The organism is Streptomyces sp. NPDC002680 (assembly GCF_042889145.1).
Classification (GTDB): domain Bacteria; phylum Actinomycetota; class Actinomycetes; order Streptomycetales; family Streptomycetaceae; genus Streptomyces; species Streptomyces adonidis.
Genome location: NZ_JBIAQP010000013.1, coordinates 13,396 through 30,254 on the forward strand (window position 1 = coordinate 13,396; position 16,859 = coordinate 30,254).

The 16,859-nt window shown below is 71.1% G+C and carries 12 protein-coding genes; 5 read left to right on the plus strand and 7 right to left on the minus strand.

Annotated elements, in window-relative coordinates; all coding sequences use genetic code 11:
• Window positions 1-141: 141 nt before the first annotated feature.
• Together ACFYXF_RS31175 and ACFYXF_RS31180 are read right to left on the minus strand one after the other, a co-directional pair.
• Entirely contained in the window at window positions 142-3,498 is a 3,357-nt protein-coding gene (locus tag ACFYXF_RS31175; protein WP_389354608.1) for a hypothetical protein, read from the minus strand.
• 79 nt (window positions 3,499-3,577) lie between these two features.
• Window positions 3,578-3,832 carry a WhiB family transcriptional regulator gene (locus ACFYXF_RS31180; RefSeq protein ID WP_389354609.1) on the minus strand — a complete coding sequence of 85 codons (255 nt, stop codon included), beginning with the start codon at window positions 3,830-3,832 and terminating at the stop codon, window positions 3,578-3,580.
• A gap of 313 nt (window positions 3,833-4,145) precedes the next feature.
• Between ACFYXF_RS31180 and ACFYXF_RS31185 the strand changes: the two genes are divergently transcribed.
• Entirely contained in the window at window positions 4,146-4,940 is a 795-nt protein-coding gene (locus ACFYXF_RS31185) for a VOC family protein (RefSeq protein ID WP_389354611.1), read from the plus strand.
• Between the two features lie 65 nt (window positions 4,941-5,005).
• On the opposite strand, the gene ACFYXF_RS31190 is transcribed toward ACFYXF_RS31185, so the two are convergent.
• Together ACFYXF_RS31190 and ACFYXF_RS31195 are read right to left on the minus strand one after the other, a co-directional pair.
• Complete coding sequence (locus tag ACFYXF_RS31190) at window positions 5,006-6,016, minus strand: LacI family DNA-binding transcriptional regulator (RefSeq protein ID WP_389354613.1); 1,011 nt, start codon at window positions 6,014-6,016, stop codon at window positions 5,006-5,008.
• A gap of 95 nt (window positions 6,017-6,111) precedes the next feature.
• Window positions 6,112-7,143: a multicopper oxidase domain-containing protein gene (locus tag ACFYXF_RS31195; RefSeq protein ID WP_389354614.1), complete on the minus strand. Its 1,032-nt coding sequence runs from the start codon at window positions 7,141-7,143 to the stop codon at window positions 6,112-6,114.
• 221 nt (window positions 7,144-7,364) lie between these two features.
• On the opposite strand from ACFYXF_RS31195, the gene ACFYXF_RS31200 reads away from it, so the two are divergent.
• A complete protein-coding gene (locus ACFYXF_RS31200; protein ID WP_389354616.1) occupies window positions 7,365-9,845 on the plus strand; it encodes a ThuA domain-containing protein in 2,481 nt (826 codons plus the stop codon).
• Between the two features lie 47 nt (window positions 9,846-9,892).
• Window positions 9,893-12,049, plus strand: coding sequence for an OmpL47-type beta-barrel domain-containing protein (locus ACFYXF_RS31205; protein WP_389355087.1), 2,157 nt, complete (start codon window positions 9,893-9,895; stop codon window positions 12,047-12,049).
• An 83-nt stretch (window positions 12,050-12,132) separates the two neighbouring features.
• On the opposite strand, the gene ligD is transcribed toward ACFYXF_RS31205, so the two are convergent.
• Window positions 12,133-13,143: a non-homologous end-joining DNA ligase gene (gene ligD / locus ACFYXF_RS31210; protein ID WP_389354618.1), complete on the minus strand. Its 1,011-nt coding sequence runs from the start codon at window positions 13,141-13,143 to the stop codon at window positions 12,133-12,135.
• Window positions 13,144-13,217: 74 nt separating this feature from the next.
• On the opposite strand from ligD, the gene ACFYXF_RS31215 reads away from it, so the two are divergent.
• A complete protein-coding gene (locus tag ACFYXF_RS31215) occupies window positions 13,218-14,288 on the plus strand; it encodes an ATP-dependent DNA ligase (RefSeq protein ID WP_389354619.1) in 1,071 nt (356 codons plus the stop codon).
• 133 nt (window positions 14,289-14,421) lie between these two features.
• Window positions 14,422-15,438, plus strand: coding sequence for a DUF3048 domain-containing protein (locus ACFYXF_RS31220; protein ID WP_389354620.1), 1,017 nt, complete (start codon window positions 14,422-14,424; stop codon window positions 15,436-15,438).
• A gap of 59 nt (window positions 15,439-15,497) precedes the next feature.
• On the opposite strand, the gene ACFYXF_RS31225 is transcribed toward ACFYXF_RS31220, so the two are convergent.
• Window positions 15,498-15,830 (minus strand): hypothetical protein, encoded by a 333-nt coding sequence (locus ACFYXF_RS31225; protein WP_389354621.1) that lies wholly within the window; start codon window positions 15,828-15,830, stop codon window positions 15,498-15,500.
• 141 nt (window positions 15,831-15,971) lie between these two features.
• Window positions 15,972-16,757, minus strand: coding sequence for an IclR family transcriptional regulator (locus ACFYXF_RS31230; protein ID WP_389354623.1), 786 nt, complete (start codon window positions 16,755-16,757; stop codon window positions 15,972-15,974).
• Window positions 16,758-16,859: the final 102 nt, after the last annotated feature.

Below are 16,859 nucleotides of genomic sequence, written 5' to 3' on the forward strand. Positions count from 1 at the left end.
GGCGGCGCAGTGCTGCCAGACGCTCACGCCAAGGCGCTACGGGCGCGCAACACCCCGATGACAGCGACCACGAACACCGGTGATCCCGGCGGGCCTGCTCGCCCGCCGGAGGCCCTCAGCGGAGCCACCGGCATCACAAACTCACTCGTACGCCGTCACCTCATCCAGCGCCGCGTCCCGTACGTCGGCCTCGGGGTGGCGGCGCAGTGCTGTCAGGCGCTCGCGCCAGGGTGCGGCCCAGTCCGTGCGGCTGCCCAGTGCTCCGGTGACGGCGACCGCGAGGAGTCCCTCGGCATGGCCGCCGTGGGTGGTCAGACGGCCTACCTCGGCCAGTAGCGCCTCGGGGTCGCCCTCCTGTTCCCGGCGCTCCAGGCGTGTGCCGAGTTCAGCGGCGGTGCGGACGGCGAGGGCTGGGCGGCCCGCGGTGAGCGCGGCCAGCCGGCCGAGGTGGGGCGGTTGTGCGTCGAGGTCCAGGTGGTACGCCGCCAGGGTCGCGGCCTGCGGTACGTGGGTGTCGTACCCGGCGAGCAGCTCGCTCGCGGCGAGGGCGGCGGGCCGGGCGGCTTCGGCGGCCGGCCTGCCGTACTGGACGAGGCAGGAGACCACGTACTCCACACGCCGACGGGCCGGACGGTCGCGCCGCTCCCCCGCGTCCAGGTCCGCGTCGTCGGCCGCCCGGTGCTCCGCGAGGGTCCGCAGGGCCTCCAGGAGCCAGTGCGCGCCCTCCGGGGAGCCCTCGGCGACGATCACCAGGCCTCTGGCCGCGACCTGCCAGTTCGTCCGGTCGTCGAGGTTGGTCGCGGCCCGGACCAGCACCGCGGGCGCGTCCGGCGACCAGGGCGTCCAGTGGGCCAGGGCGCCGAGAGCGAGGGCCGCGGTCTCGGGGTCGTCGGTGGCGCACACGGCGTGCACGAGGTGGGCGTAGCGCTCGCGGTGGGGTTCGGGCAGGTCGAGGGGGCGGACCCGCAGCACGGCCCGACGCAGCACCGGCTCGGCGCCGGCCGCGTCACGCAGCACCTCCCAGACCGGTTCGTGGGCGACGAGCGCGCCCGCGAAGGCCACACACGCGGTACGGACGTCACGGTGGGCGCCGGGCCGCCCGTACGTCTCGCAGAGCAGCGTGGCGGCCGACCGCGCCGGGAGACGGGTCGCGGCGAGCCTGACCGCCTCCTTGCGGCTGGTCACCTTGACGTCCGGGGCGCGCAGCACCTCCGCCAGCTGTCCGGCCAGCAGCGACGGCGGCGCGTGCCGGGACGCCCGGGTGGCCGCGTAGACGGCGACGCGGGCCCGGTCGCCACCCGCGTGCGCGAGCAGTTCGGGCAGCGCCTCGTGCGGCCGGTCGGTCCGGGAGAGCGCGGCGAGGGCCGCCTCGGCGAGGACGATGTCCCCGGACCCGGTCCACTGACGCACGAGCGCGGCGCCGAACTCCGGGACGTACGCGGCCTGTTGGATGGCGCCGACCCGACGGTACAGCGGCAGCGCGGAGTCGTCGGCGACATCCGCCAACTGCCGTACCAACTCTTGCCGTTGGCGGGGCCGCCAGCGTCGGACGCCATCATGACCCGGTGCGGTCCAGGGTTCGCGCTTCGGCAGGAAGCGGCCGTACGGCGGGGTCTCGGCGAGGAACGGGTCGAGCAGGTCGGTGCGGCGGTGGGCGAGGACCCGCCACACCGACGGGAGTGCTCCGGCGGAGGGTTCGTGGGCGAGGATGCGCGCGACGCGTTCGTCACGGCTGGCCTGCGGTTCCAGCCAGAGGTCGATCGCCGTGCGGACGGTCGCGTCCTTGCCGCCGTAGCGGATCGCCTGCCAGAGCAGGTCCTGGAGTTCGGTCATGCCGGCGGCGCGGCGTCCGACGGCCCGGGTGAGGGCGAACGCGAGGCTGTAGTCGGCCTTTTCGGCGCCCGCCTCGATCCATGGGCGCAGCGCCTCGTACACACGGTGTTCCTGGCCGCGCGGGAGGGTTCGGTCGAGCCGGCCGAGGTCGGCGGTGCCGGTGTGGCCGGTGATGCGGACGAGGGTGCGCAGCGCCCAGTTCACCAACTCCCTTGGCCCGCTCGCCGCGTGCTCGCGCAGTACCGCCAGCGCGAGGGCGCTGAGCCGCTGCCGGGTGAGGGCGGAGGAGTCCCGGGCCTCGACGGCGTCCGCGGTGATCCGGTCGAGGTGCGGTTCGGCGTCCTCGGTGAACAGCGCCGCACGGACGTCGGCCAGCGCCCCCAACGCGGCCGAGCGAACGGGGTCCTGCTCGTTCCGCAGCCGTCCCATGTCCGCCAGTACGGCGGTGACGGCGTCCGGTTCGGCGGAGCGCTCGGCGTTGCGGATCAGCAACGGCCAGGCCAGGGCGCGGTCTTCGGCGGCGGGGCGGCGGGTGGCGTCGATGAGCGCGGGGCGTGCCTCGTCGACGGGCAGGAACGATTCGACGAGGAGTACGGCGTGCCAGGCGGCGCCCCGCTCACGGGCAGCGGCGGCCATCCGGCGGGCCTCGTCGGGTGCGTGGGTGCGCGGCAGCGCCGCCAGGATCGCGTGGTCGACGGTGACGGAAGCCGTGCCTCGCCCCTCCTGCACGGCCGTGAGGAAGGCGTGGCGCCGGCCTGGCGGCATGGCGGCGAGTAGTACGGGGAGGTCTCCGGAAGCCGCCAACACCCTGCCGTAGGCAAGGAGTTCGGTGGCTCCGGAACGGGCCAGCGTGCGCAGGACGGAGGTGTTGAGCGAGCGCACACCCAGGCCGGCCCAGCCGGGCGTGCCGAGCAGACGCAGTACGCGCTCGGGGGCCACGGCGGCGAACAGGCCCATGCGGGAGATGAGTTGACGGGGGAACACCCTGGGCGGCCGCCGCTCCAGGAAGCCGAGGACGCGCAGCGGATCGTGCGGCGCGACGGCGGCCACGGCTCCGCCGAAGGGCTCCCACCAGGAGTCGTACAGCGCGGTCGGCAGTTCGGCCAACTCCCGTTCCAGCACGTCGAGCAGGAGGTCCGGATGGCGTCGGGCGAGCGCCCGGGAGCCGTCGAAGGCGTGGAACATCTCCGGGAGCAGCCGCGCCACCGTCTCCGGCGAACACCCGGGCAGCAGTAGTGCCGCCTCGGTGTCTCCCCAGTCCTGCCGTACTCCGTCCAGCAGCCGGTCGGCGAGTGCGGTGCGCCCGCCCGCGACGATCGCGCGCAGCAGATCCCGGCGTACCGTCTCGGAGGCGTCGACAAGACCCGACTCGTAGGCGGAGTCGGGGACTTGGAGGCTGTCGGCGGCCCGCAGGGCGTGGCCGCGCACAAAGGGGTCGGGATCGGCGATCCGGTCCGCGATCCATTCGGTGTCGCGCCCGACGGCCGCCGCGACGATCGCGAGGTCACGTCCGTACGACCCGCGTTCCTCCAGCTCCGTCAGCACCGGCCGCAACGGTGTGAACTCCCGTGCGCGTGCGACGAGTTCACGCATGCGCTGCGGATACGGAAGCGGATCGAGAGCGTTCAGCAGACTGTCGACCTGCTGGTGCGGGGTACGGGGCATGAGCTGGATTGTGCCCGCTCGGAAGCGGTCCGCGTACGGGAATTGCCGTCCGAGAGGTCAGCGGGAGGTGGGCGGGAAGTCAGTGGGAGGTGTCCGAGGTGCGCCGGAGGTGGAGCCGCTCCTTCTCGGAGAGGCCGCCCCAGACGCCGAACCGTTCGTCGTTGCTGAGCGCGTACTCCAGGCAGGCGGGGCGCATCTCGCACATCCCGCAGATGCGCTTCGCCTCGCGCACCGAGCTGCCCGGCTCGGGGAAGAAGAAGTCGGCCCCGGTCTCCGCGCAGAGGGCCTGCGCCTGCCAGGCGCCGTCCATCGGGGTGATCGTCTCGTAGTGCATGCACGAGATCGTGCCGGACGGTGAAAAACGTTCGCTCAACGTCCGATCAACGCCCGATGCAGGGGCCGTCCATCGCGCGGCCCCGGCATCCCGCCGTTCGTAGGATCATGCTCCCACCGGATGCGCGAGCGCACGGCGGCGCGCGGAACGTGTTGGAACAAGGCGCGTCTTCGCCCTCACCCAGGGTGACCGCCTCCAGCGCCTGTCGCCCGCTGGGGCACTCCGGCAGCGATTGTCAGTGGGCGGTGCAAGACTCGGCAGAGCAGGCAACGGGTCCCTCGCAGAAGGCGGGGCCCCACAGAGGAGGGCAATGATGCTCACCACCCGTTTCGTGACCGGCGCTCCCAACTGGATCGATCTCGGCACCCCCGACATCGAGGGTGCCACCGCCTTCTACCGTGCGCTCTTCGGCTGGGACTTCCGGTCGGCGGGCCCCGAGGCCGGCGGGTACGGCTTCTTCCAGCTGGGCGGGAGGACCGCCGGGGGCGGCATGCAGATGACCGAGGAGCAGGGGGGTGCGCCGTCCTGGACGGTGTCCTTCCAGACCCCGGACGTCGACGCCACCGTCAAGGCCGCCGAGCAGGTCGGGGGCGCCGCGCCGATGCCGCCCATGGACGTGATGGACGCGGGCCGGATGGCCGTCCTCACCGACAGCGCCGGCGCCGTCTTCGGCCTCTGGCAGCCCGCCCGGATCAAGGGCCTCGAAGTGGCCGGCGACCCCGGCTCCCTGTGCTGGGTCGAGCTGTACACGCATGACGTGCCCAAGGCCGCCGCGTTCTACGGCAAGGTGCTGGGCCTGGAGACGTCGGGGGTGGAGTTCCCGGGCGGCTCGTACACCTGCGTCAATCCGGCGGGTGCCGGAGAGGACGCGATGTTCGGCGGCGTCATCGACATCGCCGACGACCCGACCGGCACGGAGACCACCCCGTACTGGCTCCCGTACTTCGAGGTCCCCGACGCCGGTGCGACGGTCACCAAGGCCCAGGAACTCGGCGGCCAGGTCCGCATGCCGGCCACGGAGGTGGAGGGCGTGGGCACCATGGCCAAGCTGACGGACCCGTACGGAGCCCGGTTCGCCGTAATCAAGAGCGCGCCTGGTCCTACCTAAGGGGCGCGGGGAACTGCGCGACAAGCCCCCACCGGCCGGCAGCGAACGAACCACCTGTCCCACGCTCAAGCAGAGGCGCGCCGTACCAGCGTAGTCGGCAGGACCACGCTGGACGCCGCGCTCACCCCGCCCCCCAAGAGCAGGCGCGCCATCAGCCTCCCCATCTCCTCGATGGGCTGCCGCACCGTGGTCAACGCCGGATCCGTCTGCTCGGCGACAGCCAACATGTCGTCGAACCCGACCACCGCAACATCCGACGGCACCCCCCGCCCACGTTCACGCAGCACACGCAACGCACCCGAGGCAGCGAGATCGTTCGCGGCGAACACGGCATCCAAGTCCGGACGCCGGTCCAACAGTTCACGCATCGCCCGCTCCCCACCCGCCGGTGTGAAGTCGCTCTCGGCGATCAGCCGCGGGTCGGCGTCGGGCGCGACCTCCCGGAACCCGTCGAGCCGGTCCGCCGCAGAGGTCTGGTCGAGGGGACCCGTGATGTGCGCGATGCGCGTCCGCCCGAGGTCGACGAGATGCTGGACGGCGGCCCGGGCGCCACCCCGGTTGTCGCTGTCGACGTACACGGCGTCGCGTGTGCCCTCGCTCCAGCCGGGCCGGCCGCCGAACACGGTGGGCACACCGGCGCGCTGGACCAGGCCGGGCAGCGGGTCGTCGAGGTGCAGGGAGAAGACGAGCGCGCCGTCGACATGCCCGCCGGCGAGATACCGGCCGACGCGGGAGTGGTCGTCGCGCCCTTCGGTGAGCAGCAGCACGAGCTGGGAGTCGTGGGCGGTCAACTCCTTGCTGATGCCCCGGAGTTGGAGGGCGAAGAAGGGGTCGGCGAAGACCCGCGTCTCGGGTTCGGCGATGACGACTGCGACGGCGTCGTGCCGCCGGGTCACCAGGGAGCGGGCCGCCTGGTTGGGCACGTATCCGAGTTCCTCCACGGCCTGCCTGACCCGTTCGACGAGGGGTTCGCGTACGCCGTCCCCGCCGTTCACGACCCGCGACGCGGTGGCCCGGGAGACCCCTGCCCGTGCGGCGACGGCCTCCAGGGTGGGACGCGACGCGGTTTCGGTCACTTCGGGGCTCCTCATCGGCGGTTGCCGATCAGGATAGTCCCGGCCGGGCGCCGGATGAGAGCGCTCTCGGACCCGGTCGGTGCTCGTGCGACAGGTCAGTGCTCGTGTGACGGCTGCGACTCCCCCGCCCCACCAGAAACACCCGCAGCACCCGCGGAGCCCGCAGCACTCGCCGCACCGTGCGGCTCGTACCCAGGAATCGTCCCGTCCGTCTTCTTCACCAGGAACAGCCCCGCCATCCCCATGTCCGAGTGGCTCTGCACATGGCAGTGGTACATCCAGGCGCCCGCGCCGACCCCCTCCCCCGCGATCACCTGGAAGCCGAAGGAGTCCGCCGGGCCCACGATCTTGTTGTCGAGGACCTGACTCGGGTCGTCGGGGCCGGTGAGCAGGCCGGTGCGGTTGTCCGCCCAGCGGTGACCGTGCATATGGAAGGTGTGGTAGTACTCGCCGTGCGTGATCATCACGAACTCGACGCGATCGCCCACCGTGGCCTCGAAGTTGGGGCTCTGATGGCCGGGCCTGTTGTTGATGGTCATGTCGTTGAAGACGATCGTGTACGTGGTGTCCGGGAGGATGTCTCCCTTGCGGCGGACGATCACCGGCCCGTAGAGGCCCTTGCGAATGCCGCCGGTGCCGTGCTCGGTGCCGACGACATGGTCGTGGTAGTGCCAGTAACCGGCGCTGCCCGCCCGCCAGGTGCCGTCCGTGCGACGGCCCGGGGAGTGGGTGCGCCAGGTGTAGGTGCGGCTGCCGCCGGGCTCGACCTCGCTGCGGCTCAGTTTCGTGCCGTCGCTGGAGATCTCGTAGTCCAGGCCGTGGACGTGCAGACTCACGGCCACGTCCGTCGTGTTCTCCAGGGTGATGTGCGCCGTGTCGCCCTCGTTCAGCTCGATCAGGGGGCCGGGGACGGACGCGGTGCCCTTCGCGAAGCCGTAGCCCATCTGCCCGTCGGCGAGCCGCTCGGCGTACAGCTGGATGTGCCGCACCTCGCCACCGGCCGGGGCCGTCTTCGGGGGCAGGACGGCTGCGGCGGTAGCGCTGCCCGCCTCCGGGGCGACCGACAACGATGTCGCGACGGCCGCGCCCCCGAGCAGCACACGCCGGTTGAAGTCACGTCTGTCCATGCCGAACTCCCCACCCTGGTACGGAAGATGCGCAGCGGGAACGAGAGGAACCGCTGAGACGGTAGCGGCCCGCCACCCGTTTATCCACACCCAGGACAAAGTTCGTGCGATCCCGGTCATACCTCTTGGCGGGCCGTCCAAAGGGGTCTAGCTTCCTTGGCGTTTGCTGTGACCGAAGAGGGGTGGGTGACCACGTGCGGTTCACATCGCATCAAAAACCTATGGTTTTACGAGAGTTGAGTGGGCGCAGACGGGCCTGGGCGGCCACCGTCGCCGCCACGGTCGTCACCGCAGGGCTGTTGTCGGGGCCGGCTGCAAGTGCGCGACCGGCCCCCGACCCGTCCGTGACAACGATGTCCGTCAAGTCGCCGCCCGGCGGCAGCGGGGTACGTGTCCTGGTCTTCCACGGTTCGGCGGCGGCCGGGGACGAGTCGCCGGTCGTGAACGCCGGGATCGAGGCGATCGAGCGGATCGGGCTGTCCGGCCCGGTGGAACAGCGCTACGAGGTCGAAGCCACGGACGACGCCTCCGTGTTCACGGACGGGGCCCGGCTCGGGACCTTCAACGCGGTCGTCTTCCTCACCGGGGGCGGTGACGTCCTCGACCCGGAGCAGGAGGCAGGGCTGGAGACGTACATGGAGGCCGGCGGCGGTTTCGTCGGTATCCATGACGCGGCCCGGGCGGAACCGTACTCCGACTGGTTCACCGGGCTGGTGGGCGCCCGGCCGGCGGCGACGAGCCCAACGTCCGTGCAGCGGGCGACCGTTGAGGTCGGCGACCGTCGGCATCCGGCCACCAAGGACCTGCCGGTGCAGTGGAAGCGGCCGGACCAGTGGCTGAACTGGGTGAAGAACCCGTCCGGCGAGGTGCACACCGTGGCCCGGGTGCGCGAGTCGACGTACACGCCCGGTGCGAGCGCCAACGGCTGGGACCACCCGGTGAGTTGGTGCCGCGACTACGACGGCGGGCGTTCCTTCTACACCGCGATGGGCGGCACGGTGTCGTCGTACGACGAGACGGACTTCCGTACCCATCTGCGCGGGGCGCTGCTGTGGACGACCCGGTTGGCGCAGGCCGACTGCAAAGCCACGATCAACGCCAGTTACAAGGCGGAGCGGCTGACGCAGCCCAACCAGGCGGGGCAGAACGACCAGATCGGTGAGCCGCACGGGCTGGTGACCGCGCCCGACGGGCGGGTGTTCTACATCGGCCGGGGCGGCGCCGACTCCTCCCAGCCGGTGGTCACCGACTGGAACAACCCGAACATCGGCAAGGGCAAGGGGCAGATCCACGTCTACGACCCGAGGACCAAGAAGGTCACTCTGGCGGGCGAGTTGACCGTCTTCGGCAACAAGGGCGGCGGGGACGAGCTGATCAAGGTCGAGGAGGGGCTGCTCGGGGTCGAGCTGGATCCGTCCTTCGAGCGCAACGGCTGGGTGTATCTCCACTACACGCCCCACTCGCGGATCAACCGTGACACGAGGATGGCCGAGCGGTACGTCTCCCGCTTCACGCTCGACCTCACCACGAACCGGCTCGACCTGAACAGCGAGAAGGTGCTGCTCAAGTGGCCGGTGCAGATCCACAGTTGCTGTCATTCGGGCGGCGGGATGGCCTGGGACTCCAAGGGCAATCTGTACATCGCCACCGGTGACAACAACTCCAGCCAGTTCAGCGAGGGTTACTCCGGCAACAACCCCCAACCCGCCTACAAGGGCGTGTCGTTCGCCGACGCCCGCCGCACCGCCGGCAACACCAACAACCTCAACGGCAAGATCCTGCGCATCCATCCGGAGGCCGACGGCACGTACACCCTGCCCCAGGGCAACCTGTTCACGGGCCAGGAAACCGACGAGGGCGGCGGCAAGACCCGCGGCGAGATCTATGTGATGGGGGTCAGGAACCCGGCCCGTATCGCCGTCGACAGGACGACGGACACGCTGTACGCGGGCTGGGTCGGTCCGGACGCGGGCGCGCCCTCGACGACCTGGGGTCCGGCGAAGTACGACACGTTCGCCGTCATCACCAAGGCGAGCAACCGGGGTTGGCCGTACTGCATGGGCAACAAGCAGCCCTATCGTGACCGCAATCTGCCCGATCCGTCGAAGCCGCTCGGCTGGTACGACTGCGACCACCCGAAGAACGAGTCGCCGAACAACGACGGCCTCGTCAACCTCCCGCCGGTCACGGGCAACAACATCTGGTACTCGCCCCAGGGCGGCGGCCCGGACTTCCCGCGCGACGCGAACGGCATTCCGTCCTACAAGCAGGCGGAGAGCACCTACCTGCTGCCATGGCTGAAGGGCGGCGGCCAGGCCGCGATGAACGGTCCGGTGTACCGCTACGACGCGGCGAGCGCGAGCACGACCAAGTGGCCGGCCTACTGGGACGGCAAGTGGTTCGTGGGCGACTTCTACGACGCGGACCAGCCGCGCAACGCGGTGATCACCGACCCGAAGACCCAGGGCGACGGCGGACTGCCCGTCCACTCCGAGTCGTTGAAGAAGATCGTGCCGATCGGGAACGACGGCATCAAGAACCTCATGGACTGGAAGTTCGGTCCCGACGGCGCGCTCTACGTCCTCGACTACGGCCGGGGTTTCTTCACCTCGGACGCCAAGTCGGCGCTGTGGCGGGTCACTTACACCGGCGGGGGCCCGACGCCCGCGGTCGGCGATCTCGCGAGGGGAGCAGCGGAGTGACACGCGGACGCAGACACCTCTGGACGGCCCTGTTGGCGTCCCTGTTGATGGTCCTCGGACTGACGTCGGCGGCGGGGGCACGCACCGCTGCCGAGCCGACGGCCGAGCCCGCCGCCGCTCAGGTCCTCACCTGGACGGCGGGCGACGACATCACCAAGTACGCCTCCGCACCGACCACGGCCGTGGCGGGCGCGACCACGATCGTCTTCGAGAACAGCACGGCGACCGGCAGCACCATGGGAATGCCGCACACGTTGACGTTCGACGTCGTCGACCCCGAGTACAACAACGACGTGCCGATCAACATCCTGGCCAACCCGAACGACGACCAGGGCGGCCGGCACACCGCCGAGGTCACGCTCACTCCCGGCCGCTACCGCTACTACTGCACGATTCCGGGCCACGGCCAGATGCAGGGCATCCTCGTGGTCACGGAGGGCTCCGGCTCCGACACGACGGCCCCGGTGACCTCGGCGACCGTGACCGGTGCGCAGAACTCGCAGGGCCAGTACGTCGGTTCGGCGAGCGTGGCGATCGGCGCGACCGACGAGGGTTCGGGCGTCGACCGGGTCGAGTACGCGATCGGTGCCGACGGCGCCTGGCAGCCGTACACCACACCCGTCGTGATCAACCAGGTCGGCAGCCATTCGGTGCGCTACCGGGCGTTCGACAAGGCGGGCAACGCGGCCGCCGAGAAGAGCGTCGCGTTCACCGTGGTCCCGCCGCCCACGGATGACACAACGCCGCCTGAGACCTCGGCGACGGTGAGCGGCGAGCAGAACCCGGACGGGGCGTATCTCGACATGGCGACGGTCACCGTCTCCGCGTCGGACACCGGGTCCGGGGTCAACACCGTCGAGTACGCGGTGAACAGCGGGAGTTGGCAGCCATACACCGGGCCGGTGATGGTGCATCAGGTCGGCAGCCACACCGTCCGCTACCGGGCCACCGACAAGGCGGGCAACATCTCCGCCGAGAAGAGCGTCGCGTTCACGGTCGTGGCGCAGCCCGCCGAGGACACGACCCCGCCCGTGACCGGGGTGACCGTCGAGGGCACCCGGAATGCGAACGGCGCCTACGTCAACAACGCCAAGGTGACCGTCAGCGCCACGGACCACGGCGGCTCTGGTGTCGCCACGGTCGAGTACTCGCTCGACGGCGGGCCCTATCTGGCGTACACCGCGCCGGTGGTGGTCGACCGGGCGGGCGCGCACACCGTGACCTACCGGGCGAGCGACAAGGCGGGCAACACCAGCGACGCGCGCTCGGTGAGCCTGACGATCGTGGCGGGCGGTGGAGTCCCGGCGCCCAACTGCCCCGAGTACGACGAGCGGTTGACGGTGATCGTCGGCACGGTCGACTCGGGTGTGCCGAACCGGGTGACGAACAACCGTTGCCGGATAGGCGAGTTGATCGAGGACGAACGCGAATGGACGTCCCACGCCCTGTTCCTCAAGCACGTACGGACCGTCCTCGACCAGCTCTTCAAGGACGGTGCCATCGACGAACGCGAGGACGCAGCGATCGACGAGGCAGCCCGCGAGTCCGGCATCGGCAAGCCGGGACAGACCGAGGGCTACCGCACGATCCTCGACGGTACGCCCGCGTCTTTCGCCAAGTGGCAGCAGGTGGGCGGCGGTTCGTTCGCGCCGAACGGCGACGGGTCGATCACCAGCGGCTCCTCGGTCGGGGGTCTGGGCATGCTGTGGTTCCCGGAGCGGAAGTACGGCGACTTCTCCCTCAAGCTCCAGTGGCGCGACGACGCACCGGGCACGGGCAACGCCAACTCCGGTGTGTTCGTGCGCTTCCCGTGGGTCCACGACCACCCGGAGGAGGCCCGCCCGGAGTGGGTCGCCATCAAGTACGGGCACGAGGTGCAGGTGCTCGACCGCCCGGACGGCGACATGTACAAGACGGGCTCGGTCTACGGCTTCGACCGCGTAGGACTGGCCGGGGCGGGTGTCACCCAGAAGGGCACCTGGAACGACTACGAGATCCGGGTGGTCGACCAGCACTACTCGATCTACCGCAACGGCGTCCTGATCAACGAGTTCGACAACATCGGCGGCCAGGACTTCACCCCGCCCCGCTCGGACGACCCGGGCACGGACGGACGGCGGTTCGCGTCCGGATACATCGGCCTCCAGGTGCACGGCACGACCGACGTGGTCTCGTACCGGGACATCCGGATCAAGGACCTGTGAGACGGGCGATACCTCCAACACCCTTGACAGAAAGGCGAGTCAGAGAGAACTAGACAGTCTCCGTGGCAGCCAAGTCGGCGAACTCAGTCCTTCCGGGCCCGACTTGGCTGCACACGCTTGGGCTCGCCCGGCATCTTCGGGTACTCCGGCGGATACGGCAGGTCACCGAGTCCGTGCTCGTGTTCGTCGCGGCGGGCGAGTTCGAGCAGGGCGTCGAGGGAGAAGGCGTGGTCGTCCATGTCGGCGTGCACGTCTCCGAGTTGGGAGAACCGCTCGGGCATGGTGGCGAGGTCGAAGTCGCGGGGCCGAGCGTCGCCGACCTCGTCCCACGTCAACGGCGCGGAGACGGGGGCGTGAGGCCGAGGCCGTACGGAGTAGGCGGAGGCGATGGTGCGATCTCTGGCCGTCTGGTTGTAGTCGACGAAGATCCGCTCCCCGCGTTCCTCCTTCCACCACTTGGTCGTCACCTGCTCCGGCATCCGCCGCTCCAACTCCCGCCCGACGGCGATCGCCGCCCGCCGCACCTGTGTGAACGTCCACCGCGGTTCGATCGGCACGAAGACATGGAGACCCCGACCGCCGGAGGTCTTGGGCCAGCCGCGCAGCCCCCCGAACTCGTCGAGCACGGCCCGCAGTTCGTGCGCGGCGCGGACGGCGTCGCCGTAGTCCGTTCCCGGCTGCGGATCGAGGTCGATGCGCAGTTCGTCGGGGCGGTCGACATCGGCGCGCCGCACCGGCCAGGGGTGGAAGGTGAGGGTGCCGAACTGGGCGGCCCACAGCACGGCGGCGACCTCGGTCGGGCACATCTCGTCCGCGCTGCGACCGCTGGGAAAGGTGATGTGGGCGGTCGGAATCCAGTCGGGCATGTTCTTGGGCGCCCGCTTCTGGAAGAAGTTCTCGCCGGCCACGCCGTCCGGGTACCGCTCCAGGGTGGTGGGCCGGTCACGCAGCGCGCGCAGGATGCCGGGGCCGACGGCGAGGTAGTACTGGGCGAGATCGAGCTTGGTGAACCCACGCTCCGGAAAGAAGACCTTGCCGGGGCTGGACAGCCGTACTGTCCGCCCGAACGCCTCCAGCTCCACCGCTTCGCCCATGGGAGTCACGGTAGGCGTCCCGAGTGAAGCTCGCATACCGGGCGATTACGGTCGGGGGCGCGCAGAATCGAACCATGGATCTTCCGGTCATGCCCCCCGTAAAACCCATGCTCGCCAAGTCCGTAGCCAGGATCCCCCCGGACATGCACTACGAGGCGAAGTGGGACGGCTTCCGGGCCATCGTGTTCCGGGACGGGGCCGAGGTCGAGATCGGGAGCCGCACCGGCAAGTCCCTGACCAGGTACTTCCCCGAGCTGGTAGACGCCCTGCGGGAGCGGTTGCCCGAGCGCTGCGTGGTGGACGGGGAGATCGTGATCGCGCTCGGTGGGCGGCTCGACTTCGACGCGCTGACCGAGCGGATCCACCCGGCCGCGTCCCGGGTGCGGACGCTGGCCGAGCGGACCCCCGCCTCGTTCGTCGCGTTCGATCTGCTGGCGCTGGCAGACGAGTCGCTCCTCGACGTTCCGCTGACCGACCGGCGCGCGCTGCTCACCATGGCCTTGTCCGGCGTATCCGCGCCCGTGCATGTGGCGCCGGCGACCACCGACATCGAGGTCGCGCAGCGCTGGTTCGAGCAGTACGAGGGGGCCGGGCTCGACGGGGTCATCGCCAAACCGCTCAGCCTGCTCTACCGGCAGGACGAGCGGGTGATGTTCAAGGTCAAGCACGAGCGGACGGCCGATGTCGTGGTCGCCGGGTACCGGCTGCACAAGAGCGGGCCGATCGTGGGATCGCTGCTGCTCGGGCTGTACGACGCCCGGGGCACCCTCCAGCATGTCGGGGTGAGCGCGGCGTTCCCGATGAAGCGGCGGGCCGAACTCGTCGAGGAGCTGGAGCCGCTGCGGCTGGCGGACGTGAGCGAGCATCCGTGGGCGGCCTGGGCGGACGAGGCGGCGCACGAGGCCTCGCGGCTGCCGGGGGCGCCGAGCCGGTGGTCGGCGAAGAAGGACTTCTCGTGGATCCCGTTGCGGCCCGAACTGGTGGCCGAGGTGGCGTACGACCACATGGAGAACGGGGTGCGCTTCCGGCACACGGCCCGTTTCCGCCGCTGGCGCCCGGATCGTACGGCCGACAGTTGCACGTACGACCAGCTGGAGGAGCCGGTGGGGTACGACCTCGCGGAGATCCTCGGCCCGGAGGGCTGAGGCCACCGCCGGGGGACCTCAGCCGTGGGCCGGTCGACCCTTCGCCGCGCGCGATCAGAATCAATCGGGTATGGCCACCAATGAACAGATAAGCGCACAATCGTAGAGATACGGACTGGTGGCGACGGTGGACATGCGACAGATCGCGCGAACGGCACGCACACGGCGCCGCGGAACGGCCACGGCGGCGCTGGTGGCTGCCGCTGCCGTGACGGCCTCCCTGATGGCCGGCTGCACCTCGGGCGACCGCCCTTCCGACGACGGGCGCGGGCAGACCCACAGCCGCAGCCAGGAACCCGACCAGCGCGAATCCGAGGGGCACGACCCGATGAGCGTCGGCTCGGCCCTCGCCGTGAAGATCGACAATGTCCCCGCGGCCCGCCCGCAGACGGGCCTGGAGGCGGCGGACATCGTGTACGCCGAGCAGGTCGAGGGCGGTCTGAGCCGGCTGATGGCGGTGTACGCGACCCGGCTGCCGAAGGCCGTCGGGCCGGTACGCAGCGCACGCGAGTCCGACCTGGAGCTGCTGCGCCAGTTCCACGAGCCGACGCTCGCCTTCTCCGGCGCCCAGGGCAAGCTGCTGCCGCTGATCGACAAGGCGCCACTCAACGCCGAGTCACCGTCGTCGGCCGCTTCCGGCGCCTACTACCGGGGCGCCGGCAAGGTGGCGCCGCACAACCTCTACCTGCGACCGCAGCGGCTGCTCGACACCGTGCCCGGAGCGGCCGCGCTGACGACCGGCTTCCGGTACGGCGCCGCCCCCGAGGGCGGGACCCCGGCGAAGTCGCGCACCGTCCGCTTCCCGTCGGCGCGCTTCACGTTCACCTGGGCCGCGGACCGGCACGGCTGGCTGGTGTCGATGGACGGCACCCCGACCCTCGCGACCGACGGCACGCGGCTCGCCGCTCCGACGGTCGTCGTGCAGTACGTGAAGGTGCGCGAGTCGCGGTTCCACGACGTCCTCGGCAACAACTCGCCGTACACCCAGACCGTGGGCTCGGGCCGGGCCCAAGTCCTGCGTGACGGGCGGGTGTTCGAGGTGGAGTGGCGGCGTGGGGCGGCCACGGACGGGACGGACTTCACGACGGCGGACGGTACGCCGGTGAACTTCGCGCAGGGGCAGGTGTGGGTGGTGTTCGCGACGGCCTGACCGAGTCCGGCCGCGCGTAGGGCCCAGGTGCCGCGTAGGGTTCAGACGCCTCGTAGGGCTCAGGCGCGGTGGCCCAGCCGTTCTTCGATCGCCGACTCCGCGTCCGCCCGGGCGACGCCGAGCGCCTCCCGAGCCTCGTCGGCCGAGGCGAAACCGAGGGCCGCCGCGATCTCCGGCCAGCCGGTGCCGGCGGCGAGCAGCGCCTCGGCGGCGGCTCCGGCGGCCACGAGCGAGGCACGGCGGGCGCGGTCCAGTTCGGCGAGCGTACGCAGCAGGTCGGGCGCCGTCGCGGCGTCGGCGAGACCGTCCTGCGCCGTGCGGCGGGCCTGGTCTGCGGTGACCCACCAGTCGGCGGGGGTGTGCGGGGGCCGGGTGACGAGGGTCGGGCTCACGGGGGTTCGCCTTCCGTGCCGGTGGCGTGCTGTGCGGGCTTCCAGGGTAACCCTGTGATCCGTACAGCGGAACACTTGGTCCGGCCAGCGGACCAATGCCGCTCCGTCGCCGACCGTGACTGCCCTGGCGGACCGACCACCTCACGCCTCGAACGGCAGCCCCGCCCGCCCCAGCTCCCCCGCCGCCCCGCGCAGCGCCCCCGCGAACCGCGCCACCCGTTCCTGCGTGAACCGCGTACTCGGCCCGCCGAAGGACAGCGCGGCCACCACGGCACCGTTCCTCCCCCGCACCGGAACGGCCACCGCCGACAGGCCCTCCTCGCGCTCGCCGTGGCTCACGGCGTACCCGTGGTCGCGGGCCTCCTCGATCCAGGTCCTCAGGGTCGCCAGATGTGCGGCCCCGTGCGGTGAGGCCTCCGCGACCCGGAGCAGCAGGGCGTCCGGGGCGTCGAGGAGCAGGGCCTTGGCCACGCCGCCCGCCCAGAGCGGGAGTTCGTCGCCGACACGCACGACCTGGCGCAGCGCCTGCGGTCCCTCCTCCTGGGCGATGCAGACCCGGCGGATGTCCCGGCGTACGTACAGATGCACGGTCTCCTTGTGCTCGGCGGCGAGGTCGCGCAGCAGTGCCTGGGCCGTGGCCGGCAGCCGCCAGGCCTGTTCGGCGAGCCGGGACCAGCGCAGGAGTGCGGGGCCCGCGATGTAGCGGCCGTGTTCGTCGACCCAGAGGAGTCCGTTGAGGCGCAGGGTCTGGAGCAGGCGCAGCACGGTGGTCTTCGGCAGCCCGGAGGCACCGACGATCTCGCGGATGGTCAGCGCGGGACGGACCTCGTCGAAGAGTCCGAGGATGTCGATGGCCCGCTGGACGGTACGCATCCCCGCGGGTTCGGACTCGGTCGCGGCCCCTGCCCCGGATGCTCCGGCTGCCATTCCTGTTCCTCCTCGGCTCCGGACCGGCCGTCCCATGGTCCGGGCGGCGGTCTCGCCCTGCACGGTATCCGTTCCAGGTCCGCTGAGCGGACCCGGCAGCGA